Origin of the sequence: Methylobacterium sp. Leaf117 (assembly GCF_001422985.1) — a bacterium.
Taxonomy (GTDB): domain Bacteria; phylum Pseudomonadota; class Alphaproteobacteria; order Rhizobiales; family Beijerinckiaceae; genus Methylobacterium.
Genome location: NZ_LMNL01000034.1, coordinates 117,590 through 139,765, shown reverse-complemented (window position 1 = coordinate 139,765; position 22,176 = coordinate 117,590). Strand labels below are relative to the sequence as shown.

Here is a 22,176-nt window from a genome sequence, read left to right as displayed (position 1 = left end):
GCGAAGCTCCGGAGGCGGAAAACACGGCAGGACGGCGCGAAGGCGTCGCCCTGCCGCTATTTGGCGCCGTTATTTCGACTTGTCGGCGATCGCCTTCAGGCCGGACTCGTAGATGCCCGAGATGGCATCGACCGCGACGGTGTCCGGAGCGCCCTTCGCCTTGAAGCTGCCGGTCCACTTGACCGTCGAGCCCGTGCCCTTCGGCATGACCGACAGAGTGGAGCTGTAATCGCTGACCGGCAACGGGCCGGAGACGATGGCGTAGGTGTAGGACATCGCCTTGTCGTCACGGGCCGTCTGCGATTCGACGATGGTACCGCCGCCCTTCAGGCTGAGGGTCCGGAGGGACTTGCCGCCCTCCTGCGACAGGACACACTTCTCGATCGCCGGATGCCATTGGCCGATCCCGCAGAAATCCCCGATCGTCGACCAGACCTTGGCCGGGGGCGCCGCGACCTCGGTGGATTTGGCGACGTCGAGGGCATAGCCCGGGAGGGTGCCGGCGAGGAGCGCGAGGGTGGGCAGCGCGAGGGTGCGCGTGAGCGTCCGCAGCATGGTGGGGGTTCCTTCCTGATGTTTTTTCTTGGGTGAGCGGACTGTTTTGCCCGCCGGACCGTGCGAGGCCCGAATGGCAAGCTAGGCAGAGTTGCGCTGGCGGCAATGCGCAGCGATCCGATCGTGGTGGTTATCGCCTGCGATCGTGCGCCAGAACCGCCCCGGAGCTGCCTTCGACCGAAATTCCTGCGTCCCGGCCGCAGCTTGCAGCTTGCCCAGCCAGCCCCGAACCTTGTCAATCCGCGGCCCAGGGTCTACGACAGCCGCCTTCGCAACGGTTCGCGCGCCCCGTCGACGCGCCCTTGCCCCTCGGGAGAGACGAGCCTTGGCCAGTGCCGGCTCCACGCGCCGCTTCACCGACGCCGCTTCCGCGGCGGCTCGGTCGCGCGCGTCTCTCGTCCTCCTGCGTCTCCTTATCCGCCCCTGAGGGCCGTCCGGGCGCGTGCGCCTGGGCTCTCAGGGGAGCGCATCCGCGAGACCCGTGACGGCGCTGGCCGCCCGGGCTCCCTCGACACCACCGGCGTCCGCGCCCGTCCGGGGCCACGCCGCGACAGGATTCCTCCGATGACCGCTTCCGTGACCGATTCCACACCCAAAGACCGCGTCCTCATCTTCGACACCACCCTGCGCGACGGCGAGCAATGCCCCGGCGCCACCATGACGCTCGACGAGAAGCTGGCGGTGGCCGAACTCCTCGACACGATGGGCGTCGACATCATCGAGGCGGGCTTCCCGATCGCTTCGCATGGCGACTTCGAGGCCGTGTCCGAGATCGCGCGCCGGGCCAAGCGCGCCACGATCGCGGGTCTCGCCCGGGCGATCCCGGCCGATATCGCCCGCGCGGGCGAGGCGGTGCGCCACGCTGTCCGGGGACGGATCCACACCTTCGTCTCGACATCGCCGATCCATCTCGCGCACCAGATGCGCAAGTCCGAGGACGAGGTGGTGGAGATCATCCTGAAAACCGTGACCCAGGCGCGCAACCTTGTCGAGGATGTCGAATGGTCGGCCATGGACGCGACCCGTACGCCGATCGATTATCTCTGCCGCTGCGTCGAGGCGGCGATCCGATCGGGCGCCACCACCATCAACCTGCCCGACACGGTGGGCTACGCCACGCCGGACGAGTACCGTCGAATGTTCCAGGACGTCCGAAACCGCGTGCCCAACGCCGACAAGGCGATCTTCTCGGTGCATTGCCACGATGACCTCGGCCTCGCCATCGCCAATTCCCTGGCGGGGCTCGAGGGCGGTGCACGGCAGGTGGAATGCACCATCAACGGCATCGGCGAGCGCGCCGGCAATGCCGCCCTGGAGGAGATCGTGATGGCGATCCGCACCCGTGGCGACGTGATGCCTTACGAGACCGGCATCGAGTCGACGATGCTGACGCGCGCCTCGAAGCTGGTCAGCCACGCGACGAACTTCCCCGTGCAGTACAACAAGGCGATCGTCGGTCGGAATGCCTTCGCCCATGAGAGCGGCATCCACCAGGACGGCATGCTCAAGCACACCGAGACCTACGAGATCATGACCCCGGCCTCGGTCGGCGTCGCCAAGACGTCGCTGGTGATGGGCAAGCACTCGGGCCGCGCCGCCTTCCGCTCGAAGCTGGAAGAGCTCGGCCTGAGCTTGAGCGACAACCAGATGCAGGACGTGTTCGAGCGCTTCAAGGCCCTGGCCGACCGCAAGAAGCATGTCTACGACGAGGATATCGAGGCCCTGGTCGATGAGAACCTCACGACCGCGCACCACCGCATCCGTCTCGTCTCCCTGTCGGTGATCGCGGGCACGCGCGGCCCGCAGCGCGCCACCCTCAAGCTCGACATCGAGGGACGCGTGGTCACCGAGGAGGCCGACGGCAACGGTCCGGTCGATGCCGTCTTCAACGCGATCCAGGCCCTGGTGCCGCACGAGGCCGACCTCGAGCTGTATCAGGTCCACGCGGTCACGGAGGGCACCGATGCCCAGGCCGAGGTCTCGGTTCGCCTGAAGAGCGGCGAACGCAGCGTCACCGCGCGCGGCGCGGACCCGGACACCCTGGTGGCCTCGGCCCGGGCCTATCTCTCCGCCCTCAACAAGCTCTCGGCCTCGGCCGTTCGCCTGCACGCCCAGAGCCCGGCGGCGGTTTAGCCGAGAAAATAACGCTCCGGGGGTGGACACCTCCGGAGCCCTTTGCTATCAGCCCCCTCGTCGCGGCGGACTTGGTGGGCCGCAGCGACCGCCGCAAGGCGTTGGGTGCATAGCTCAGTTGGTAGAGCAGCTGACTCTTAATCAGCGGGTCCAAGGTTCGAACCCTTGTGCACCCACCAAATCTCCTCAGACGGCCGAAGCTCTGGACCTACGTCCGGAGCTTTTGTGTTTTCGGAATCTTGCGAACATCATGACGACGGCTCGTCCAATCGGGGCCGGTCTCGGCTGGCGCCACGGTCGCCGGATCCTGCCTGCGCTGCGGTTCCACCGCTTCGCATTTAGCCTGTCGGTCATGTGTGCGGAGGTGGTCCTGGCGCGCTCTGCACCGATACGAGGCGTGAGATTCGGCGGAGAAGGCGCCTGTCGATCGCTTGCTTCGGGCAGGTGAGACGCTGCCGAGCCGTGGATGCGGAACGCGGTCGGTGTCGTTCAGCCCGGCAGCCACACGCCTGCCGGGCTGATGCAAATCAGCGCTTCAATCGAGCCAGCTGGATCTTACAGCAGGTCGTCGTTGGCCCACGCCCGAACGTAGTCGACGTTCATCTGGGCGGTCGGCATGGAGGCGTCGTACTTGCCCGGCCAACTGCCGGTGTCGCCGACGGCCAAGTTGACCAGCATGTACATCGGCTCATTCATATCGCGTGGTGTCGCCATCTCGGCGACTTTCGCCCCGTCGATATACCACTTGAGCGTGTCCTTCTGCCAGTCGACCCCGAAGGTGTGGAAGCCTTCCGTCAGATCCTCGGTCTGTACGGGGAAGCTCGTCAGGGTGTGACCGCCGATCTTGGAATGGGCTGACACGTAGGCGGTGTCCGTGTCGTGGCCCAGAAGCTCCATGACGTCGAGTTCGGTCCGTCCATTGTTGGCCGCGTTCAGCAGCCAGAAAGCCGGCCACATGCCCTGGCCCGCCGGCAGCTCGGCACGCATCTCGAAATAGCCGTAGGTCTGGGCGAACGACTTGGCCGTGGTGAGCACGCCCGAGGTGTAGGCCAGGCCCAGCGGGTTGCCGTCGTGATCCGGGGCCGCCGTGATGCTGAGGACGCCGTCCGAGATCGAGAACGGGTCCGTGCCAACGGATTTGTCCGTGTAGTACTGCGCCTCCTTGTTGGCCCCCAGGGTCCGATCCTGGCTGCCGATGCCGTACGTCGTCTTCCACACCGTGCCTTTGCCGTTGGCCGAGGCACTGAGGGTGTTGAACTCTTCCGCGAAACTCAGCTTCATGCCCGGATGTGACGGGTCCGCCGGCAAGGCGAAGTCGCCGGCCTTGAGGTTCGTGAGCGCCACGTTCTGCAAGGTCAGCGTCTCGCCGCCGCCGAGCGCGATGACGGTGTCCGAACTGACCTGCTTGGCTGCCAGCTTCAGCTCGGAGAAGCTGTGCAGGTTGACCCCCTCCATGCGGACCTTGTCGACGCCGGAGGTGAAGTCGGTGATGATGTCGCTGCCCTCGCCCTTGGCGATGACGAAGACATCCGCCCCGCCGCGGCCGGTCAGGATGTCGTTGCCGGCCTTGCCGTTGAGGGTCTGGGCGCCGCCATCGCCGGTGATCATGTTGTTGAGGCCGTTGCCGGTGCCGCTCTTGGCGTTGCTGAAGATCAGGTTCTCGACATTGGCGGAAAGCGTGTAATCCCGCCAGGCGACGACGACCGTGTCGACGCCGCCGCCGGGCGTCTCGACGACCTGATCGCTCGATTGCCAGATGTGATAGGTGTCGTCGCCGGTGCCGCCGGTCAGGACCGCACCACCCTTGTCCCAGCCCCAGATGTCGTCGTGTGTCGTCGTGCCCGGCCGTGCCGCTCAGGGCCTTGACGGCATTGTTGGCCTTGATTGTGTGGGTCGGCGTGGCACTTGCGCGGGCTGCCTCGCCCGTCTCAGCCGAGGGCGCAGCCAGCACGGGCGGAGCCACGACCAAGGGCGGCTTCGACAGCACGGGGGGAGCAGCGACAACGGGCGTCTCCGCGGAGGCTTCGAAGACGAAGTCGCCGGACTTCAGCGTGCCATTGGCATGGGCGGCGGTGAAGCGGCCGACGGCCGTGCCATGCTCGCGAATCTCGTAGGTGTGCAGCGTACCTTGACGGGCGATCTCGACCACGTTGGCATCGGCGGCAAAGCCGCGGAACACCAGTGTGTCCCCGCCGGCGGCGCCGGCCCCCTGAAAGTCGGTGATCCGGTCGAGGGCCGTGCCCGTCAGGCCGGCCGTCCCGGCCAGATCCGCCTTGCTGAAGACGAAGCGGTCGGCTCCGGCCCCGCCCGTCAGCAGGTCGACGCCGAGCCCACCGGTGATGATGTCGTTGCCGGCGCCGCCGTTGATGGTGTCGTTGCCCAGGGGTGCGATCGGGCCGCTGCTCGAACTGACCGGTGCGGTTGCGGAAACCACCGGCGCGAGCGTGCTCGACGCCGCCGGCGTGATCAGCGCTTCCGGCGAAGGCTTGACCACGGACGCCTCCGACGCCTCGAACACGAAGTCGCCTGACTTGAGCGCCTCCCCGGCATGGACGGCGGTGAAACGGCCGACGGCGACGCCGTTCTCCCGAATTTCGTAGGTGTGCAGCGTGCCCTGCCGGGCGATTTCGACCACGTTGGCATTGGCGGCAAAGCCGCGGAAGACCACCATGTCGCCGCCCGCGGCGCCGGCGCCCTCGAAGTCGGTGATCCGGTCGAGGGCGGCGCCCGTCAGGGTGGCCGTACCGGCGAGATCCGCCTTGCTGAACACGAAGCGGTCGGCCNGCCCTCGAAGTCGGTGATCCGGTCGAGGGCGGCGCCCGTCAGGGTGGCCGTACCGGCGAGATCCGCCTTGCTGAACACGAAGCGGTCGGCCCCGGCTCCACCCGTCAGGGTGTCGACGCCGAGCCCACCGGTCATGATGTCGTTTCCGGCGCCACCGTTGATTGTATCGTTGCCTGATGCACCAATGATGATGTCATCACCATCCTGGCCGGCAATCAGTTGTGCGCGCGTCCCGCGCGACGAGAGGTCGATCCGATCCGCACCCGCTTTGCCTGCGGTGTACTGAGCCGATAACAATGCCGTGTCCGCCATGGGTCGCTTACTTTCTCGCGATCGATGACGGACGATGCGAGCAGCCAAGTTAATGCAGGGCAAATACTGCCGGTTGTTCCCCAACTTAGCGTAGTGAGGTACTTGTTTCGTTAAAGATCAGTACCGCGACACAGACAAATTAATCTAAACATTGAGTTCAAAGGCCCCGGATGGAGCGAGTGCGGGAGCTGGTCGCGGCCTGCATCTGGCCAAGCGCCCGGACGTGCCGTCAATGGGCAGGGAGGGCGGCGGATATCGGTTCGCGGTCCGGCGCAGGCGACTGCGTTATGTCGAGGGCGGTTGCGCGGGCCTGCCGCACGATCCAGACCCCTCCATCCGGAGTTCCGACGTCAGGTGGACGTCGCCCCCTCACCGGACGAGGTCGCTCCCGGGAGGCAGTGCGCCGTGGCCAAAAGCGCGAGACGCGCCGTGCCCTGGCTTCCGCCAAAATCGTTTTCATGGGAGTGGCGGGCTAAAACCTTCCTCGCCGGAAGGAAGATCCGCCACCGGACCGGATGCTGCTGTCGGTCGACCCGACTGTGCCAGCAGCATCCGGTGTTTTTCTGTCAGCCCTGCCTGATCTGAAGTCCCGAAGACCCGGGCCTCTGCAGGCCGCGGCGTCGACGAAGCCGCCGGATCTCAGGGCCGGAGGTAAGGCACCAACAGACGCGGGTCAGTGGATGGCATCGTTGGCCCACGCGTGGACATAGTCGACGTTCAGCTGCGTGGTCGGCATGGAGGCGTCGTACTTGCCCGGCCAGCTGCCGGTGTCACCCACCGCCAGGTTGACCAGCATGTACATCGGCTTGTGCATGTCACGCGGGGTTGCCATCTCGGCCACCTTCGCGCCGTCGATGTACCATTCCAGCGTGTCCTTCTGCCAATCGACCCCGAAGGTGTGGAAGCCCTCGGTGAGGTCGTCCGTCTTGACGGGGAAGCTCGTCAGAGTGTGGCCGCCGATCGAGGAATGCGCCGTGGCGTAGGCGGTGTCCTTGTCGTGGCCCAGGAACTCCAGAACGTCGAGTTCGGCCGGCCACGTCCCGTCGGCGTTCATCTCGAAATAGCCATAGGTCTGGGCGAACGACTTGGCCGTGGTGAGCACGCCCGAGGTGTAGGCCAGACCCAGCGGGTTGCCGTCGTGATCCGGAGCCGCCGTGATGCTGAGGACGCCGTTCGAGATCGAGAACGGGTTCAAGCCGACGGATTTGTCCGTGTAGTACTGCGCCTCGTTGTTGGACCCCAGGGTCCGATCCTGGCTGCCGATGCCGAGCGAGCTCTTCCACACGGTACCGTTGCCCGTCGCCGAAGCGCTCAGGCCGTTGAACTCCTCGGCGAAGCTCAACGTCATGCCTGGATGCGACGGGTCCGCCGGCAGGGCGAAATCCTTCGCCTTGAGGTTTGTGACGGAAAAATTGTCCAGCGTCAGCGTCTCGCCGCCACCCAACGCGATGACGGTGTCCGAACCGACCTGCTTGGCCGCCGTCTTCAGCTCGGCGAAGCTGTGGAGGCTCACCCCCTCCAGGCGGACCTTGTCCACGCCGGAGGTGAAGTCGGTGATGATATCGCTGCCCTCGCCCTTGGCGATGACGAAGGTATCGGCCCCGCCGCGGCCGGTCAGGATGTCGTTCCCGGCCTTGCCGTTGAGGGTCTGGGCGCCGCCATCGCCGATGATCATGTTGTTGAGGCCGTTGCCGGTGCCGCTCTTGGCGTTGCTGAAGCGCAGGTTCTCGACATTGTCGGGCAGGATGTAGTCGCGCCAGGCGACGATGACCGTATCGACGCCGCCGCTGGGCGCCTCGACGACTTGATCGCTCGATTGCCAGATATGATAGGTGTCGTCGCCGGCGCCGCCCTTCAGGACAGCATTGCCCTTGTCCCAGCCCCAGATGTCGTCGTGACCGGCCGTGCCGCTGAGGGTCTGGACCGCATTGTTAGCCTTGATCGTGTGGGTCGGTGTGGCACTCGCGCGGGCCGACTCGCCCGTCTCAGCCGGTGGCGCGACCACCACGGGGGGCTTGGGCTCGACCGGAGGGGCAACCACCACCGGCGGCAGCGGCACGGGCGGCAGCGGAATGGTCGTCGATGCAGAGGCGCCGACAACGTCGACGGATACCATCAGGTCGCCGGCATGAACGACGTTCAAGCGGCCCACGGCGGTCCCGTTCTCCTGAATTTCGTAGGTGTGCAGCGCGCCGCGGCTGCTGATCTCGACCACGCTGGCATCGGCGGCGAAGCCCTCAAACACCAGGGTGTCCCCTCCGGCGACGCCGGCCCCCTGGAAGTCGACGACCCGATCGAGGGCTGCGCCCGTCAGGTTGGCCGTGCCGGCGAGATCCGCCTTGCTGAACACGAAGCGGTCCGCTCCGGCCCCGCCCGTCAGGGTGTCGGCGCCGCGGCCACCACGAATCGTGTCCTGACCGGCGCCCCCATTGATCTTGTCGTTGCCCGTCCCCCCGATGAGGACGTCATTGCCGTTGCCGCCCGCGATCAGCTGGGTCTGCGTGCCGCGAGAAGAGAGATCGATCCGATCCGCGTTCGCAGTCCCTGCGGTGTATTGCGCTTTCGACTGGGTTGTACTTGCCATCCGTCACTCACATTTTGCTTCCGACGGAGGGAACCTAGAGCACTATGAACAAGTTTATGCAACCCCTGAGCCGGTAATTGGCTCAGTGCGTCCAGATTTCGCAGGCAATCGCGCTTGTATCCGACCGCGAGCCCTGCTTCTTTGAAGCTACAAAGATCGACGCTACCAGAATTTTATGCCTTGTTGTTTTTTGGCAACGCGAAATATATTAGCCGATTTGGCAAAGTGCTGAATTCCTAGAGATGTAGTCCTATAAGAATGCGGTCTGGTCTTGAAAATATTCTTACAGACCCCGGTCAAGCCCCTCGCATCGCCCGCTCCCGATGATGCCGGCAACCCGATGCCGGAGATTGGCCCAGGGACGATCGCGGCGATGGTTTGCCTGGACCGGAATACAGCCCTGGTGAGTCCTTTCGAGACCGATACGTCCCACCGTACGGCCAGCGAGGTCCCCGTCATCGGCGGCGTTTGAACGACGTCTACACGATCGGGATTCAGAATACCAAGATCGTCGAGACGGCCGGTGCTAGCACTGCCACCGTCATCGGCTTGGGCGGCCGCGACATGCTGGGGGGCGACATCGAGAACCTTAGTATTCAGGGCATCAGCATCGGCAAGGCGCACCCCCAAACCTTTGGCGGACGCCTCGACAACGCGGGGCTCAGCCGAGCCCTTGCTTAGAGGCCGACCGAAGGCCTTCTCCTTCGAACGCAGGTCCGAACCAGTGCTGCCGGAGCCGGGACCTCGCGGCCGGTCATCTCAGTCAAACTGTGTGGCCGGGGAGCCGGTGGGCCGGTTCGCGTGAGGGCGCAGGCTGCTCGTGTCCGGTCGGGGAGTTGGGACCCTTCAGGAAGGGCGCTCGGACCGGACCCCTTCCTGGCGTTCAGGCGAAGGCGTAGTCGCTGGTCGTCAGCACCTGACCCGGCGCACCGCCCGCGCTGACCAGGATCTGCCCCTCCGACAGGCCCGCATCGTCCTGGACTTGGTACACCCACGCATTGCCTGAAACACCGACCAGCTCCAGCGTCGAGCCCGCGGCAAAGCCCGTGAAGCGGATCACATCGCCCCCAGCCTGGCCTGCGCCCTGGAAATCCACGATCAGGTCGGTGGCACCCGTCAGGGAAAGATCGCCGCGCGCGATGTGGAAGGTGTCGTTGCCCGCACCGCCACCCAGGCGGTCGGCGCCCATGCCGCCCGTGAGGCTGTCGTTGCCGGCACCGCCCGTGACGATGTCGTTGCCCGCACCGCCGTTGAGCGCGTCGTTGCCCGCCCCACCCCGAAGGGTGTCGTCGCCCGCCAGACCCGCGATCTGCACGCGCGTGGTGGCGGAGGCGTAGTCCAGCGTATCGGCGCCGGCCGTGCCGCGCACATAGCTGCCGGTCGCGGTTTGCCCGACGAGGACGCTCACGGTGGCCGTATCGCTGAGCCCGGTCCCGTCCTCGACCTGGTAGGTGAAGCTGGCCTGACCCGTGAAGCCGGCCTTCGGCGTGAAGACGACCTGCCCGTTGCCGAGGCTCACCGAGCCGTTGGCGGCGTCGCCGACCGCCGTGAGGGTGAGCGTGTCGCCATCGGCGTCGGTGTCGTTGCTCAGGAGTTGCGCGATCGGAATGACCAGAGGCTGGCCGGCACCGGTGGCGCCGCTGTCGTTGCTGGCTTCGGGCGCGTCCGCCACCGGCGTGACCGTGAGAACGATGGGGGCGTAAGTGAGAGGGCCGCCGTTGGGACCGGATATGAGGTCAAAGGTATCGGTACCGTTGAAGTCCGGATCCGGCTGATAGTAGATGAGCTGGTTGCGGCCGTTTTCCGGATCGTCTTCTTGATAGACCACGCCGTGTTCGGGCTGATCGTAGCTGGTCCCTCCGCCATTGGCGATGATGTAGCTGGCGACGAAGACGCGCGTGTCCTCCGAAACCGTGATCGACCGCGGCTCCGGAGCGGGCTCCCCGTAAAGGATCTGCACCGTGCCGGTGCTGGTGAGACCCTCCTGATCGGCAACCGTGTAGACGAAGGTGGCCACGCCCTCAGCACGGATGGACGGATTGCCGACGGAAAAATAGATGGCATCGGTATTGGGGTCACTTAAGGAAGCCCAGTCTCCCGTGCCGGTGCCGGGCTTTGGCTCGATCGCCACCAGCGTCAGAGGGCCATCCTCAGGATCTCTGTCGTTTTGGGTGAGATCCGAGAAGCTGAAGAACTGCTGAAAATCATCGTAATAGGGACGGACATCGAGGATATCGTCCTGGGTCACAGGTGCAAGATTCCCGCCAGCTGCCATGATCGGCCTCCCTAATTGTTCAAGTATTTTATGACGCGCTTGGATACTGCGCAATTCGGATTGTTAACAATCCGAAGACCGAGGCCGGCAGCTGATTCTGTTCGCGGACGTCTCACGCGCCGGCGCGCCGCGAAAAGCCGTTCCCGATCCCGTCTTCATCCGAGAACCGCGCCCGATCCAGGACGGGCGCTTCGCGATAGATGCAGACACGGCATGGGTTCGGCCATGCCGCGATCGGGATTCCCGGGTTCAGGTCCAGGTGCGGGTGCAATGCAGGCAAGGCACCCCGGCGAATCGGACCGGGTCCCATCCGATCGAGTTCCCGACCTTGTGAAGCGACGCCTGCGCTGCCGAATGTCAGCGGCTGCCGCGCTGCGTCAGCACGGTCGGGACGGTCCGCAACAGGATGGCCATGTCGCGTGAGAAGCTCCAGCGCGTGGCGTAGTCGAGGTCGAGGGCGACCCGCTCGGCGTACGAGCAATCGCTGCGCCCCGACACCTGCCACAGGCCGGTCACTCCAGGCGTGACCGAAAAGCAGGTCGCGAACGCCGCGCCGTAGCGCTCGATCTCGCTGGAAACGATCGGGCGGGGGCCAACCAGGCTCATCTCGCCGCGCAAGACGTTCACCAATTGGGGCAGCTCATCCAGGCTGGTCTTGCGCAAGATCGAGCCGAGCTTCGTGATCCGTGGATCATGAGTGAGCTTGTGCGTCGCCTCCCATTCGTGCCGCGCGGCGGGGTTCGCCGCCAGATGCGCGCGCAGCACGGCATCGCCGTCCGTGATCATGGACCGGAACTTGAGGCAGCCGAAGTGGCGGCCATCGCGTCCAATCCGCATGTGGCGGAAGATCGGCGCCTTGCGGTCGCTCGCCCAGACAAGCAGGCCGAGCATCAGCAGCAGCGGGAGGAGCAGAAAGAGCGCGATGGCGGCAACGGAAATATCCAATCCACGTTTGCCCAACACTTCCAGCATGGACGGAGCGTCCGCGTGTGAATTTGCCATCACAAGCGTTCGCGCAGCGCGATCCGATGTGTTCTTCCAAGGGCCAAACGGCATCGTCGCGGTGCTCAAGATTAGGATTAACTCCGTCCTAACGTCGAGCTGGCGAAAAGGGTTCATACTTATATTTGCGGCGCCAGTCCTGCACTGATGTTGATCTGCTCGCGTAGAGCGGGGCGTGATCTGCGGGCGACCTGTCCTGTCGTGGCTCCTGTTCGGATCGGCGCGCAGAAACCGAGCGCCGCGTGCCGTCGGACCGCATCGTGGACGTTGTCGATCAGGCTGCAGCAGGTCCTCCGGGTCGTGCCGGCGCAAAGAAGCGAGGGGCCGGCGAGACTCCGGGCATTCGTCCGGCGCGTTCGGACCTTCAGGAGGTCGTACCCTCGAGGAGGACCCTTATCCCTTCGGACACCACGGATGGATCGTAGGCGTGCGGCCCATCGTACTCGACCGCCATCACCTCATAGCCGGCCTCTCGCAACTGGGCGACGTGGACCCGGGCGCTGCGGGCGATCGGAATCTGCTCGTCGCGTGTGCCGTGCGACAGGAAGATCCGCGGCGCCCCCGATTGCAGGTGGACGGAGAGGAAGCCCGCCGAGGAGACGAGGAGGTGGGTGACCACGTGGCCGTTGGCGAGGCCGAGGGAGAGCGTGTAGCTGCCGCCATCCGAATGGCCCGCGAAGATGAGGTGCGTCGGGTCGAGGAGGTAGCGCGCGCTCACCTCGGCGAGCGCCTGATCGAGCCGCTCGCGGTCGGGACCATGCCCGCCGATCACCAGATCCCAGGTCGGGAACAGCGATTGGGGCGCCAGAAGCAGGAAGCCGCGTGCCTTTGCGTGGTCCTCCAGCATCGGCAGGATCTTCTCGGCACTGCCGCCGCCTCCGTGGAACAGCACCACCAGGGGCGTCGGCCGGCGCGGCACGATCCCATCCGGCACCACCAGCATCGCGTCGCGTTCGGCAAACAATTCCAGGGCATGGCGCCCCGGAGGCAGGGGCGGCTTCGTCGGAAGCCGATGGGCGAAGGTGAGCCGCCCGGCGAGCTGGGGATCGATCATGCGAACCTCTGTGGCGGATGGGTGGGGCGGCGCCGAGGGCCTGCTAGTCCGCCTTGTCCACCGGAAGCGGTTTGATTTTCAGCTGGTCGATCGACCAGAGCCATCCGCCGCTGGCCTGACGCCGGGCCGTCTCGGTCGAGATCGTGCCGTTGGGCAGGCGCGCAAAGGTCATGGCAAGGTCACCGTTGCGGATCGCCGGCAGGGCCTCGGCCGCCGGAAAGTCCGACTTGCGGGCGAGCAGGTCGGCATAGAACTTCCGGATCTCGGCATGCCCGGTCGCCACCACCCGGCCGGCGGCCAGCACGGCATCCGGTTCGTAGAGCGCCACCAGGCCCTCCACGTCACCCGCATTGGCGCGTTCGTTGAAGAGGCGGGCCAGATCTTCCGGGGCTTGCGCAGTCAATGCAGGTGCGGCTGACGCCGGGGCCGTGTCGGTGGTGCGATCCGAATGGGTCATGGCAGATCCTTCCGTAACGGAGGTGGTGGACTCTCAGGACAGCAGCGTGCCGGCCGCATCGCGGACAGCCACCGCGACGGGTATGCCGGCCTGGACGCTCTCGGAGACGGTGCAGAAGCGCTGGAACTGCTCCAGCACCCGGTCGATGCGCGGCACGGCGTCGGCCGTCGCCCCGAGGATGATGGCGATCGTAATCCCGGTGATGCGGAGGCGGTTCTCGGCATTGCGCGTGACCTCGCAATGGGCCTCGGCCCGAATCCCGCCCGCATCCTGCTTGTACTTTCCGAGCGCGAACACGAGGCTGGCACACAGGCAGTTGGTTACGGCGCTCATCAGCAACTGCTCGGGAAAGGGACCCTCGCCCTTGCCGATCGGCACGGCCTCGTCGACGATCAAGTGTGGCAGGATGCTGCCGAAATCGACCGCGAATTTGTAGCCTTCGATCTGCGTGATTGTGATGCTCGGGCTCGGCCCCATCGCGTGTCTCCCTCAGACGACCATTTTCTGTCGGCACCGATCCGAGAACGTTCCGGCTCGCCTCCCTGCTCCGACCCCTTCCGCGGGCAGTCACGGCCGGCCTCATGGCCCCGGTGTGAAACCCACGAGCGGTGCGGAACGCCTCGGTTGACACCCTCTAATCGTTGGCATACCAAATACCAACGACGGAAGCAGAGAAAAAGCAAGTCGTCGAAACAGCAAGTCCTCGCAACGCCAACGTCTGGGTTCCGGCCCGGCGGAGAACAGAGGAGTGTCCGATGCCGAAATCCCTGAGCCTTTCGATCCGACGATGCGGAGTGCGAGGCCGCCGGCAGACGGCATGACCATGGCGCAGGACGTCGATTTCGCGGCGCTGGTGGCGGCGGCGGGGGACGCGGTGGTGGTGTCTGATCCTGCGGGGGCGATCACCGTCTGGAATCCGGCCGCAACGCGCATCTTCGGGTACGCGGCGGAGGAGGCGATCGGCCAGTCCCTCGATCTCATCACCCCGGAGCGACAGCGCAAGCGCCACTGGGACGGGTACGCCAAAACCATGGCGACGGGGGTGACCAAGTATGGCGCCGACGTCCTGCGGGTTCCGGCGATCCACAAGGACGGGCGCGCGCTCTCCATCGCCTTCACGGTCGGGCTGATCCACGGTCCCGACCAGAACGTCACCGGAATCGCCGCGATCATCCGCGACGAGACCGAACGCTGGAACGACGAGCGCACCCTGCGCCGGCGCCTCGCAGACCTCGAATCCCGCGTCGCTTGAAGGCGGCGCGCCGGATCGGACCAGGACGACTCTGAAGCCGCGTCTTCACCGGTCGTGTTGGCCAAACCAGAACCCGGATCGACCGGGCAGAATGTCGGATAACGGCTTCCAACCAAGTCTATCGGTTTAAGCGACAGGGAGAACGCCACGATGAGCAAGCCGCTCGAGGGTACCAAGATCATCGATTTCACCCACGTCCAGGCTGGCCCGGCCTGCACGCAGCTCCTGGCCTGGTTCGGCGCCGACGTGATCAAGGTCGAGCGCCCCGGTGCAGGCGACGTGACGCGCACGCAGCTTCGCCATGTCGAGGATGCCGATGCGCTCTACTTCACGATGCTCAACTCCAATAAGCGTTCGCTGACGCTCGACACTAAGACCCCCGAGGGCAAGGAGGTTCTCGAGAACCTTATCAAGCAGTCCGACGTGATGGTCGAGAATTTTGGTCCGGGTGCGCTGGACCGTATGGGCTTCTCCTGGGCCCGCATCCAGGAACTCAACCCGGGCATGATCCTCGCCTCGGTGAAGGGCTTCTCGGACGGCCACCATTACGAGGATCTGAAGGTCTACGAGAACGTCGCCCAGTGTGCGGGCGGTGCCGCTTCGACCACCGGCTTCTGGGACGGCCCGCCCACCGTGTCGGCCGCCGCCCTCGGTGACTCGAACACCGGCATGCATCTGGCCATCGGCATCCTCACGGCGCTTCATCAGAAGAACAAGACCGGCAAGGGCCAGAAGGTCGCCGTGTCGATGCAGGATTCGGTGCTCAACCTGTGCCGCGTGAAACTGCGCGACCAGCAGCGTCTCGATGCCCTCGGCTACCTCGAGGAATACCCGCAATATCCGCACGGCGAGTTCACGGATGTGGTGCCGCGCGGCGGCAATGCCGGCGGCGGCGGCCAGCCGGGCTGGGTGCTCAAGTGCAAGGGCTGGGAGACCGACCCGAACGCCTACATCTACTTCACCATCCAGGGCCATGCCTGGGCGCCGATCTGCAAGGCGATCGGCAAGGAAGAGTGGATCGACGATCCGGCCTACAACACGGCCCGGGCTCGCCAGGACAAGATCATGGACATCTTCGGTACCATCGAGGCGTGGCTGGCCGACAAGACCAAGTTCGAGGCCGTCGACATCCTGCGCAAATTCGACATCCCGTGCTCGCCGGTGCTGTCGATGAAGGAACTCTCGGTCGATCCGTCCCTGCGCGCCAGTGGCACCATCGTTGAGGTCCCGCACCCGAAGCTCGGCTCGTACCTGACGGTGGGAAGCCCGATCAAGTTCTCGGATATGCCGGTCGAGGTGAAGGCCTCGCCGCTGCTGGGCGAGCACACCGACGAGGTCCTGCTCGACCTTGGCTACACGCAGCAGCAGATCGAGCATCTGCACCAGGCCCGGGCCGTCTGAGGCGAAATCCGCCGCAACATCCCGAGAATGAATACAACGGCGCGCCGCGAGGCGCGCCGTTCTTCGTTCGTGCCCGGACGATCTGCGGTCTGTTCGCCCGCCGGGGGCGGTCTGCTACCCTGCGAGGATGCGGCCTTCCGATGTGGCCAGGGATCGGACCGCACGGTGGCGGTCAGTGCGACGGTCTGCGGCGCCTGACGTTACGGGGCCGCAGAATTCGCCACGCTGCCCCGCAGGATTCGCTGCAGGAGCTTGAGATCGTGACGGACGATCCGCCGATGCGCCGGTGCGACCGGCAGCATGTAGAGGCGCCCGAAGGCATTGTGGGTGACGACGGAGGCCGTGATCGTCAGTCGGCGGCCCTCGGTGGCGATGCAGATCATGACGTCGAGGTGCCGGTCCCGCTCGGTCAGGATCAGCACGTCGGGTTCAGCATGCTCGACGAGGAAGAAATCCAGCCGCTCCCCGGCCCTGACCTGCTTCGGGTTCGCTCGGCCGTATCCGCCGATGCGCTTGACGCCGAACGGCGCGGATATCGCATCGCGAAGACGGAACGCCAGCCGCATGAGGGGGCGGGGGGCGCCGGTCATGAGATTCCACGCCTCGAGCGGGGTGACCGCAACGGGAAGCAGGATCGACTGCACATCGTGGAAGTCGAGATCCGCGACCGGCTGCAGGGTTCGGGCAGGGCTCATGGTAGCCAACGTCCTGTCTCGACCTGAGGACAACCGTGGCCTGTACCATACGCGCTCGGCACGCTGCGGACAGGCCGCTCGGCGCATGCCTCGAACGGGCATCCAGGCTGTGGACGCGCAGAACCCGGCGTCGATGGGGCGACCGGATCGGTCCGGGCGATCAGGCTGACGGGTCACCCGGCACACATCAGGTGCGCGTCGTCGTCCGATCCTCCGACGTGCTTTCCGTCCGGATCAGGCCGGGATGGATCAATCCGGTGTCGGCTGCGGGCCGCGCAGGGAGCGCCGTGCCCGCCACGGCCTCGAAGGGCAGCCAGCCGCTGAACGGTTCGATCGCGCTTGTCTCGACGGAGCGATACCAGCGCCAGACCTGATGGGCGGCGCTCGGAGCATACCAGCGTCCGGGCCGTCCCTCCGCCAGGATCGGCCCGAGCGTCAGATGATTGAGCCAGATCCGATCGATCGTCTGCGGCGCGGTGTGCATCGGGCGCCAGGGAGCGAGTGGCTGCATCGGACATCTCCTCCTGAGGTGTGGCGTTGCCTGCTTGAGACCGAGGCTTTGCCTGGGGGCCGCAACGGACGCGGGGGCCTGGACTGATGGTCCGGCCCCCGCGCTCTGCTGTCATTCGGTCCGAAGAGTCAGGCGACCGCGATCCGCGAGGCCGGCTTGGTCTCGTCGGAGACGGCCAGGGCCTGGGCCACCACCCGCTTGCGCCAGGGCTTCAGCACCGCGATGGCGAGCAGCGAGGCGAGGATGTTGGCGCCGGCGGCCACCAGGAACACGCCGTCCCAGCTGTTGGTCGCCTGCTGCAGGTAGTTCGCGACGGGCACCAGGAGGGCGGCGGTGCCCTTCGCGGTGTAGAGCAGCCCCGCATTGGTGGCGGCGAACTTCGTGCCGAAGGTATCCGTGCAGGTCGAGGGGAAAAGGGAGTAGATCTCGCCCCAGGCAAAGAACACGAAGCCGGAGAGCAGCACGAACCACAGCGGATCATGGCCCCAGAGGTAGAGCATGTAGATGCCGAAGCCTTCCATCGCGAAGGCGACGAACATGGTGTTCTCACGGCCGATCTTGTCGGAGACCCAGCCGAAGAACGGACGGGTCAGACCGTTGAGCACGCGGTCGATGGTGGCCGCGAAGGTGATCGCCACCATGGTGATGCCCATGATCGTGACCGGAACCTTGTCGACGCCGATGTCGGAGGCGATGGGCTTGAGGTTGGCGGTGATCATCAGGCCGCCGGCGCCCACGATGACGAACATGAAGTACATCAGCCAGAAGATCGGCTGGCGGGCGACTTCACCGGGCGTGTAATTGCGCCGGGTCTGAATGATGTTGGCGTTGGCGACGACCTCCGGGACCTGGCCCTTCTTCGGCGAGGTGAAGAAGAAGGCCAGCGCGCAGACGACGAGGCCCTGGCCGATTCCGAAGTTGAAGAACGCGGCCTGGAAGCCGTGATCGGCGATCATCCACTGGATCGGTGCCACGGTCAGGGCCGAGCCCGCGCCGAATCCGGCGGCGATGATGCCGGCGGCGAGACCGCGCTTGTCCGGGAACCACTTCAGGGCAGAGCCCACGCAGGTGCCGTAGACGGCGCCCGCGCCGATGCCGGCAACGACCTGACCGAGATAGAACATGTTCAAGCTGCTGGCGTAGGAATTGATCACCCAGCCGATGCCGCAGAGCAGGCCGCCGAACAGCACCACCACGCGCGGGCCGTACTTGTCGACGAACCAGCCCTCGACCGGAACCAGCCAAGTCTCGAACAGCACGAACAAGGTGAAGGCCCATTGGATCGCGGCGCGATCGAAGCCGAATTTCTTCTGGATGTCCGGGACGAAGAAGGTCCAGCCGTATTGCAGGTTGGCGATCATCACCATGCAGATGACGCCGATTACGAGCTGTCCCCATCGATAACTGTCGGATACGCGCTCAGGTGCAGTTTCCGCCCTCGACATGGCTTTCCTCCATCATTTTTTGAAACGAGATACGCGGTCGGCTCGAGGGCCGATCCTGGGCGCAAAGGCCACCCGCCGCCGAACTTGGTGCCGACTGGTATGTGGAATACCAGCCTCGCTCGCGCCGATGCAGTCGTCAAGGGTCTTTGGTCAAGAAATCGATTTCGCAACGCAGCAACAGGGATTAAAATCGGAAGTGCCTTCATAACAAAGCGTGGGCTTTGGCGTCGGAAGAGCCAATCGATTTCTCAACCTGTGCGTTCGAGGGGAACGGGCTCAATCGCTTGGCCATTCCACCGACTTTGCGCCTGACACCGGAGCGCCTCCGCGACGGACAGCACCCTCGCGCTCCCGGGGTCGGAAGCTGCGCGATAATGCACCTTCTCGTATCCAGACGGTCGTGTCTGCCAGCCAAGTTCATAAAAAATCGCGGGGTGGCCCGTTCCAGGCGAAGACTGGCCTCCCAGATCGATTATTTTTGCGATGCAGCACGAAATCGTCGAAATACCGAGGTGATTCGCAAAACGCAGCTTGCGAACGCCTGATCAGGCCGAAGCGTCGAAGGCGACAAAGGGGAGATTCTGTTGCTGGTTTTTGCATAATATTGCAGCGCGCGCGTTGACGGCTGAAATTCTGTATACCAGTGTTCATCCGAGAAGACGTCGAGATCCGGGGAGGGGAGGCATGACGGAGTTACGTCAGACACCGATCAGTCCTGACTCCCGTGTTCGTGCCATCCGCATGGATCGTTCCGTTCGCGAAGCGATCCAAACCTTGTCTTTACCCGATGTCGACGCCCTGATCGTCGTGGATGGGCGTTGCGAGAACACCGGGTCCTTCATGGGTCTACTGACGGAGCGCGATATCTTTCAGGCCATGGCGGATCAGGGTCTTGAGGTCCTGGATAGTCTGGTGTGGATGCTGACGGCGCCAGACGTTGTGTCCGTCGATATCCGGACGCCCCCAGCTGATCGTCTACACGTCTTCTGCACCCACAAGACCAACCATATCGCGATCATGGACGGGTTCGCCCTCCACTCTGTCCAGAGCATCTGGGATTGCGTTGCGGCGGTGCCTCCAAGCGATACGGCGAACGCCGAGGTAAGCGCCGAGGTCGCGTGACCGAACTTGCGCCGTGATGAGCCGTTGGAATGTAGGAAGATGTCGGAAAGGACACCGATGCTTGGGTTGTGACAGGATTTGTCTTCAACTTATCGGACTGCGAGATGTAGATTCGGTGAGGCAAGGTTTGTGCTGCACAAAAGCTTTTGCGGTGCGGTCGTCTTGACCCTGATCTCGTTTGAACACAGATTTTTCTAAACCCTCGTCTGGCGGATGAGGCACAACAAAGCTGGCTCTTGGGGCCGGCGCCGACGAGCATACAGGGCGCACCCGGTGACGCCTCGATCCTCGGTCGGTTCATGAAGGAGGGACTTCCATGCGGTTTCTGGCCATCCTCGACTGCCCCGTGATCTTCAGTGGCGAGAACAGCTACGGGATGACCAGCATCGATATGTGCCCATCAGCTGGAATTACAGGCGGCCTGATCAGCCGCCACGTGAAGGTCATCGATGGTCGTCTGATCGCAGTCTGCATCTGGACCAGCGAGTTTTGCTGCCGCGTCTACTTCGACACCGCTTGGTATCAGAAGGCCGGTGAACTCTGGGGCGATCAGTATCAGCTCCGGCTGGAAGCGATCGAGGAGCCACAGGCGGCCTGACGGCTCTCATCTTCGAGGTCTCAGCCGGGACGTCGGGGCAAGGGTCTCTTGGGGGGCGGAAGGTTTTGGCATGCTGACCCGTGCCCTGGAGGACCCGCCGCCGGCCACGCGCGATGATGTCTGCGGACCCTGGAACCCGGGTCTCGAGTCAGGCCTTCCCCGCACGATCCTGCCCCTGGCGACGGTGTTTCGAATCGAGAACGTGGAGACGTCCCTCGCGGACGCCTTCGAGATGAGTGATGTCAGCGGTCTGCCACTGACTCAGCTCGTGGTCTTCCGGGCCGAACGGCTGGTGATCCATGAGGTTCTGATCCGCGTCATGGCGGATCTCTTCGTGCCGATGGGGCAGACCTACGGCGACCTTGGCGTGAACTTCCGCGCTATGGTCTCCACCATCCTCCAAGACGGCCTCGCCGCCCACGCTCCGCAGATCGCCACCCGCCTCGCGGCGCTTCGTGCGGAAGCTGCGGCCCTTCTCCAGATCGAAGTCGCCGCGATGCTGGGCGAGGGCTTGCCGTCCGCGCCGCCGATCCGCCCATCGCCGTCCTGGTTGACTTTCTGGACCAGCGCCTTCCGGCAAAACGATTCTACGCTGGCGCGCCCGCTGCGTGCAGGCTTGGACCCGGAGCGGAGGGCGGAGCTTCATCTCGATGCGTGGCAGCAACGCGCCGCCGAGGCCGCCGATCCTATGGCGATCGCAGCCTGCGCGGCGCTTCGCTCCGTCGTTGCCAGCGTGATCGGCCGTCGCGGCTTCCTGCTCCGCGACCGGACGCTGCTTTGCAAGCTCGCCGGCATTCTCTTCGCGAACAGCTATGGCAGTCGTGCGCTCGGCGAGATGATCGAGCCCTGGATGCAGACTGTGATCGACCGCGAGGGCTATGGGCGGCTCAGGCCGCAGGACGGCCCCGTCATTCTGAACGTGAAGGGGTCCTCCGCCTCCGGCAAAAGTACGATCCGGCCGCATCAGCGCGCATTGGTGGAATCCCTGGGGCTCGATTGGGCGGATTTTGCGCTGATCACTCCGGATGTCTGGCGCAAGTATCTGCTCGACTACGACAGCCTCGGCCCGGCCTGGCGCTATGCAGGCCCACTCACCGGGCACGAGGTCGAGATCGTCGACCGGAAGCTCGACGGCTACATGGCGCGCAAGGCGGAGGCAGGTCGGATCTCCCACCTCCTGATCGATCGCTTCCGCTTCGACAGCTTCGCGGTGAATCCCGGGACCGAGATGGGTAGCCAACTCCTCACCCGGTTCGGGCACCAGGTCTACATGCAGTTCATGGTCACGCCGCCCGACGCCACGGTGGAGCGGGCCTGGAAGCGGGGCCAGCAGTTCGGCCGCTACAAAGCGGTCGAGGATCTGCTCGCGCACAACGTGGAGGCCTATACGGGCATGCCGCGCTTGTTCTTCACCTGGGTGCTGCGGCGAGACAAGGAAGTCCATTTCGAGTTTCTGGACAATAGCGTGCCGGACGGCCAACGGCCACGAACCGTCGCCTTTGGGGTGGGCGGCGTCATGAACATCCTCGACGTGCGGGTCCTGCTCGATATCGATCGCTATCGGGCGATCAACATCCAGGCGCGCGATCCCGACGCGGTGTATGTCGGCCTACCGCCCCGGGACAGGCTCGGTGACATGCGCTTCCTGCGCGACTGCCTTCGCAGGATGATCACGATCCGGTTTGCCGAACAGGGCACCGGCCGCGTTCTTGCTCGCCTCGACCGTGGCCGCGTGACCGGTCTGGCACCTGCGCTGGCGGAGGCGGACCCGATCGTCCACCGCGTACTCACGGAGTTGGGCGTGATCCGGATGGACGCGACCTTAGGGGATGCCGGCGAAGTGCTGATCCCGAGCCAAGCGCGTACGCTTGGCGCCTGGGGCGAGCGAGCCCGCCAACTGGCTTCAGCAGGATAACACGTCCGCCTCGGGCCGCACTCCGATCGTCGGCGCCGGAAAGGGCCGCTGGGCATCCCTCGGTTCGATCGTCCTCAAAAG

General features: G+C 65.1%; 19 protein-coding genes, 1 tRNA gene and 1 pseudogene. 9 read left to right on the top strand and 12 right to left on the bottom strand.

What is annotated here, in order from left to right; genetic code table 11:
• Window positions 1-69: 69 nt before the first annotated feature.
• Complete coding sequence (locus ASF57_RS15145) at window positions 70-555, bottom strand: SRPBCC family protein (RefSeq protein ID WP_056484815.1); 486 nt, start codon at window positions 553-555, stop codon at window positions 70-72.
• Window positions 556-1,119: 564 nt separating this feature from the next.
• Here ASF57_RS15145 and ASF57_RS15140 point away from each other — a divergent pair.
• Both ASF57_RS15140 and ASF57_RS15135 read left to right on the top strand, forming a co-directional pair.
• Window positions 1,120-2,688, top strand: coding sequence for a 2-isopropylmalate synthase (locus tag ASF57_RS15140; RefSeq protein ID WP_056484813.1), 1,569 nt, complete (start codon window positions 1,120-1,122; stop codon window positions 2,686-2,688).
• Between the two features lie 103 nt (window positions 2,689-2,791).
• Window positions 2,792-2,867 (top strand) — tRNA-Lys (locus tag ASF57_RS15135).
• Between the two features lie 376 nt (window positions 2,868-3,243).
• Here the strand turns inward: ASF57_RS15135 and ASF57_RS15130 are convergent.
• Complete coding sequence (locus ASF57_RS15130) at window positions 3,244-4,296, bottom strand: glycoside hydrolase family 16 protein (RefSeq protein WP_056484811.1); 1,053 nt, start codon at window positions 4,294-4,296, stop codon at window positions 3,244-3,246.
• Between the two features lie 731 nt (window positions 4,297-5,027).
• Between ASF57_RS15130 and ASF57_RS26590 the strand changes: the two genes are divergently transcribed.
• Window positions 5,028-5,288 carry a hypothetical protein gene (locus ASF57_RS26590; RefSeq protein WP_156376168.1) on the top strand — a complete coding sequence of 87 codons (261 nt, stop codon included), beginning with the start codon at window positions 5,028-5,030 and terminating at the stop codon, window positions 5,286-5,288.
• A gap of 184 nt (window positions 5,289-5,472) precedes the next feature.
• Here the strand turns inward: ASF57_RS26590 and ASF57_RS15120 are convergent.
• Window positions 5,473-5,784 (bottom strand): annotated as a pseudogene (locus tag ASF57_RS15120) (hypothetical protein); the annotation flags it as partial.
• Window positions 5,785-6,457: 673 nt separating this feature from the next.
• Window positions 6,458-8,368, bottom strand: a complete 1,911-nt coding sequence (locus ASF57_RS15115; RefSeq protein ID WP_056484805.1) for a family 16 glycosylhydrolase — start codon at window positions 8,366-8,368, stop codon at window positions 6,458-6,460.
• A gap of 468 nt (window positions 8,369-8,836) precedes the next feature.
• Here ASF57_RS15115 and ASF57_RS15110 point away from each other — a divergent pair, with 468 nt between their 5' ends.
• Complete coding sequence (locus tag ASF57_RS15110) at window positions 8,837-9,049, top strand: hypothetical protein (protein ID WP_056484803.1); 213 nt, start codon at window positions 8,837-8,839, stop codon at window positions 9,047-9,049.
• Between the two features lie 202 nt (window positions 9,050-9,251).
• On the opposite strand, the gene ASF57_RS15105 is transcribed toward ASF57_RS15110, so the two are convergent.
• From ASF57_RS15105 to ASF57_RS15085, 5 genes are all read right to left on the bottom strand, one after another.
• Window positions 9,252-10,616 (bottom strand): Ig-like domain-containing protein, encoded by a 1,365-nt coding sequence (locus ASF57_RS15105; protein ID WP_056484801.1) that lies wholly within the window; start codon window positions 10,614-10,616, stop codon window positions 9,252-9,254.
• 384 nt (window positions 10,617-11,000) lie between these two features.
• Window positions 11,001-11,615, bottom strand: coding sequence for a sugar transferase (locus tag ASF57_RS15100; RefSeq protein ID WP_244476958.1), 615 nt, complete (start codon window positions 11,613-11,615; stop codon window positions 11,001-11,003).
• A gap of 394 nt (window positions 11,616-12,009) precedes the next feature.
• Window positions 12,010-12,699, bottom strand: a complete 690-nt coding sequence (locus tag ASF57_RS15095) for an esterase (protein WP_056182023.1) — start codon at window positions 12,697-12,699, stop codon at window positions 12,010-12,012.
• 43 nt (window positions 12,700-12,742) lie between these two features.
• On the bottom strand, window positions 12,743-13,156 hold the full coding sequence (locus ASF57_RS15090) for a nuclear transport factor 2 family protein (protein WP_056182025.1): 414 nt from the start codon (window positions 13,154-13,156) through the stop codon (window positions 12,743-12,745).
• A 33-nt stretch (window positions 13,157-13,189) separates the two neighbouring features.
• On the bottom strand, window positions 13,190-13,633 hold the full coding sequence (locus ASF57_RS15085; RefSeq protein WP_056182029.1) for an OsmC family protein: 444 nt from the start codon (window positions 13,631-13,633) through the stop codon (window positions 13,190-13,192).
• A gap of 340 nt (window positions 13,634-13,973) precedes the next feature.
• On the opposite strand from ASF57_RS15085, the gene ASF57_RS15080 reads away from it, so the two are divergent.
• Together ASF57_RS15080 and frc are read left to right on the top strand one after the other, a co-directional pair.
• On the top strand, window positions 13,974-14,408 hold the full coding sequence (locus ASF57_RS15080) for a PAS sensor domain-containing protein (protein ID WP_056182260.1): 435 nt from the start codon (window positions 13,974-13,976) through the stop codon (window positions 14,406-14,408).
• Between the two features lie 150 nt (window positions 14,409-14,558).
• Window positions 14,559-15,809: a formyl-CoA transferase gene (frc, locus tag ASF57_RS15075; RefSeq protein WP_056182032.1), complete on the top strand. Its 1,251-nt coding sequence runs from the start codon at window positions 14,559-14,561 to the stop codon at window positions 15,807-15,809.
• Window positions 15,810-16,009: 200 nt separating this feature from the next.
• Here frc and ASF57_RS15070 read toward each other — a convergent pair whose 3' ends face one another.
• The 3 genes from ASF57_RS15070 to oxlT all read right to left on the bottom strand — a co-directional run bounded on the left by ASF57_RS15070 (window position 16,010) and on the right by oxlT (window position 18,460).
• Complete coding sequence (locus tag ASF57_RS15070) at window positions 16,010-16,504, bottom strand: DUF2867 domain-containing protein (protein WP_056484796.1); 495 nt, start codon at window positions 16,502-16,504, stop codon at window positions 16,010-16,012.
• 187 nt (window positions 16,505-16,691) lie between these two features.
• On the bottom strand, window positions 16,692-17,015 hold the full coding sequence (locus ASF57_RS15065) for a hypothetical protein (RefSeq protein WP_156376167.1): 324 nt from the start codon (window positions 17,013-17,015) through the stop codon (window positions 16,692-16,694).
• A 128-nt stretch (window positions 17,016-17,143) separates the two neighbouring features.
• Window positions 17,144-18,460 (bottom strand): oxalate/formate MFS antiporter, encoded by a 1,317-nt coding sequence (gene oxlT / locus ASF57_RS15060; protein WP_056182039.1) that lies wholly within the window; start codon window positions 18,458-18,460, stop codon window positions 17,144-17,146.
• Window positions 18,461-19,144: 684 nt separating this feature from the next.
• Between oxlT and ASF57_RS15055 the strand changes: the two genes are divergently transcribed.
• From ASF57_RS15055 to ASF57_RS15045, 3 genes are all read left to right on the top strand, one after another.
• Window positions 19,145-19,582: a hypothetical protein gene (locus ASF57_RS15055; RefSeq protein WP_244476957.1), complete on the top strand. Its 438-nt coding sequence runs from the start codon at window positions 19,145-19,147 to the stop codon at window positions 19,580-19,582.
• A 316-nt stretch (window positions 19,583-19,898) separates the two neighbouring features.
• Entirely contained in the window at window positions 19,899-20,180 is a 282-nt protein-coding gene (locus ASF57_RS15050) for a hypothetical protein (RefSeq protein ID WP_056484789.1), read from the top strand.
• A gap of 268 nt (window positions 20,181-20,448) precedes the next feature.
• A complete protein-coding gene (locus tag ASF57_RS15045; RefSeq protein WP_244476956.1) occupies window positions 20,449-22,095 on the top strand; it encodes a hypothetical protein in 1,647 nt (548 codons plus the stop codon).
• The last annotated feature ends 81 nt before the right edge of the window (window positions 22,096-22,176 follow it).

What these genes read in the sequence shown, in the direction of transcription:
- frc (WP_056182032.1), top strand. Translation starts at nt 14,559, where the DNA reads ATGAGCAAGCCGCTCGAGGGTACCAAGATCATCGATTTCACCCACGTC.
- ASF57_RS26590 (WP_156376168.1), top strand. Translation starts at nt 5,028, where the DNA reads ATGATGTCGTTGCCGGCGCCGCCGTTGATGGTGTCGTTGCCCAGGGGT.
- ASF57_RS15065 (WP_156376167.1), bottom strand. Translation starts at nt 17,015, where the DNA reads ATGCAGCCACTCGCTCCCTGGCGCCCGATGCACACCGCGCCGCAGACG.
- ASF57_RS15085 (WP_056182029.1), bottom strand. Translation starts at nt 13,633, where the DNA reads ATGGGGCCGAGCCCGAGCATCACAATCACGCAGATCGAAGGCTACAAA.
- ASF57_RS15070 (WP_056484796.1), bottom strand. Translation starts at nt 16,504, where the DNA reads ATGAGCCCTGCCCGAACCCTGCAGCCGGTCGCGGATCTCGACTTCCAC.
- ASF57_RS15145 (WP_056484815.1), bottom strand. Translation starts at nt 555, where the DNA reads ATGCTGCGGACGCTCACGCGCACCCTCGCGCTGCCCACCCTCGCGCTC.
- oxlT (WP_056182039.1), bottom strand. Translation starts at nt 18,460, where the DNA reads ATGTCGAGGGCGGAAACTGCACCTGAGCGCGTATCCGACAGTTATCGA.
- ASF57_RS15140 (WP_056484813.1), top strand. Translation starts at nt 1,120, where the DNA reads ATGACCGCTTCCGTGACCGATTCCACACCCAAAGACCGCGTCCTCATC.
- ASF57_RS15055 (WP_244476957.1), top strand. Translation starts at nt 19,145, where the DNA reads ATGACGGAGTTACGTCAGACACCGATCAGTCCTGACTCCCGTGTTCGT.
- ASF57_RS15080 (WP_056182260.1), top strand. Translation starts at nt 13,974, where the DNA reads ATGACCATGGCGCAGGACGTCGATTTCGCGGCGCTGGTGGCGGCGGCG.
- ASF57_RS15050 (WP_056484789.1), top strand. Translation starts at nt 19,899, where the DNA reads ATGCGGTTTCTGGCCATCCTCGACTGCCCCGTGATCTTCAGTGGCGAG.
- ASF57_RS15115 (WP_056484805.1), bottom strand. Translation starts at nt 8,368, where the DNA reads ATGGCAAGTACAACCCAGTCGAAAGCGCAATACACCGCAGGGACTGCG.
- ASF57_RS15100 (WP_244476958.1), bottom strand. Translation starts at nt 11,615, where the DNA reads ATGCTGGAAGTGTTGGGCAAACGTGGATTGGATATTTCCGTTGCCGCC.
- ASF57_RS15130 (WP_056484811.1), bottom strand. Translation starts at nt 4,296, where the DNA reads ATGATCACCGGCGATGGCGGCGCCCAGACCCTCAACGGCAAGGCCGGC.
- ASF57_RS15090 (WP_056182025.1), bottom strand. Translation starts at nt 13,156, where the DNA reads ATGACCCATTCGGATCGCACCACCGACACGGCCCCGGCGTCAGCCGCA.
- ASF57_RS15095 (WP_056182023.1), bottom strand. Translation starts at nt 12,699, where the DNA reads ATGATCGATCCCCAGCTCGCCGGGCGGCTCACCTTCGCCCATCGGCTT.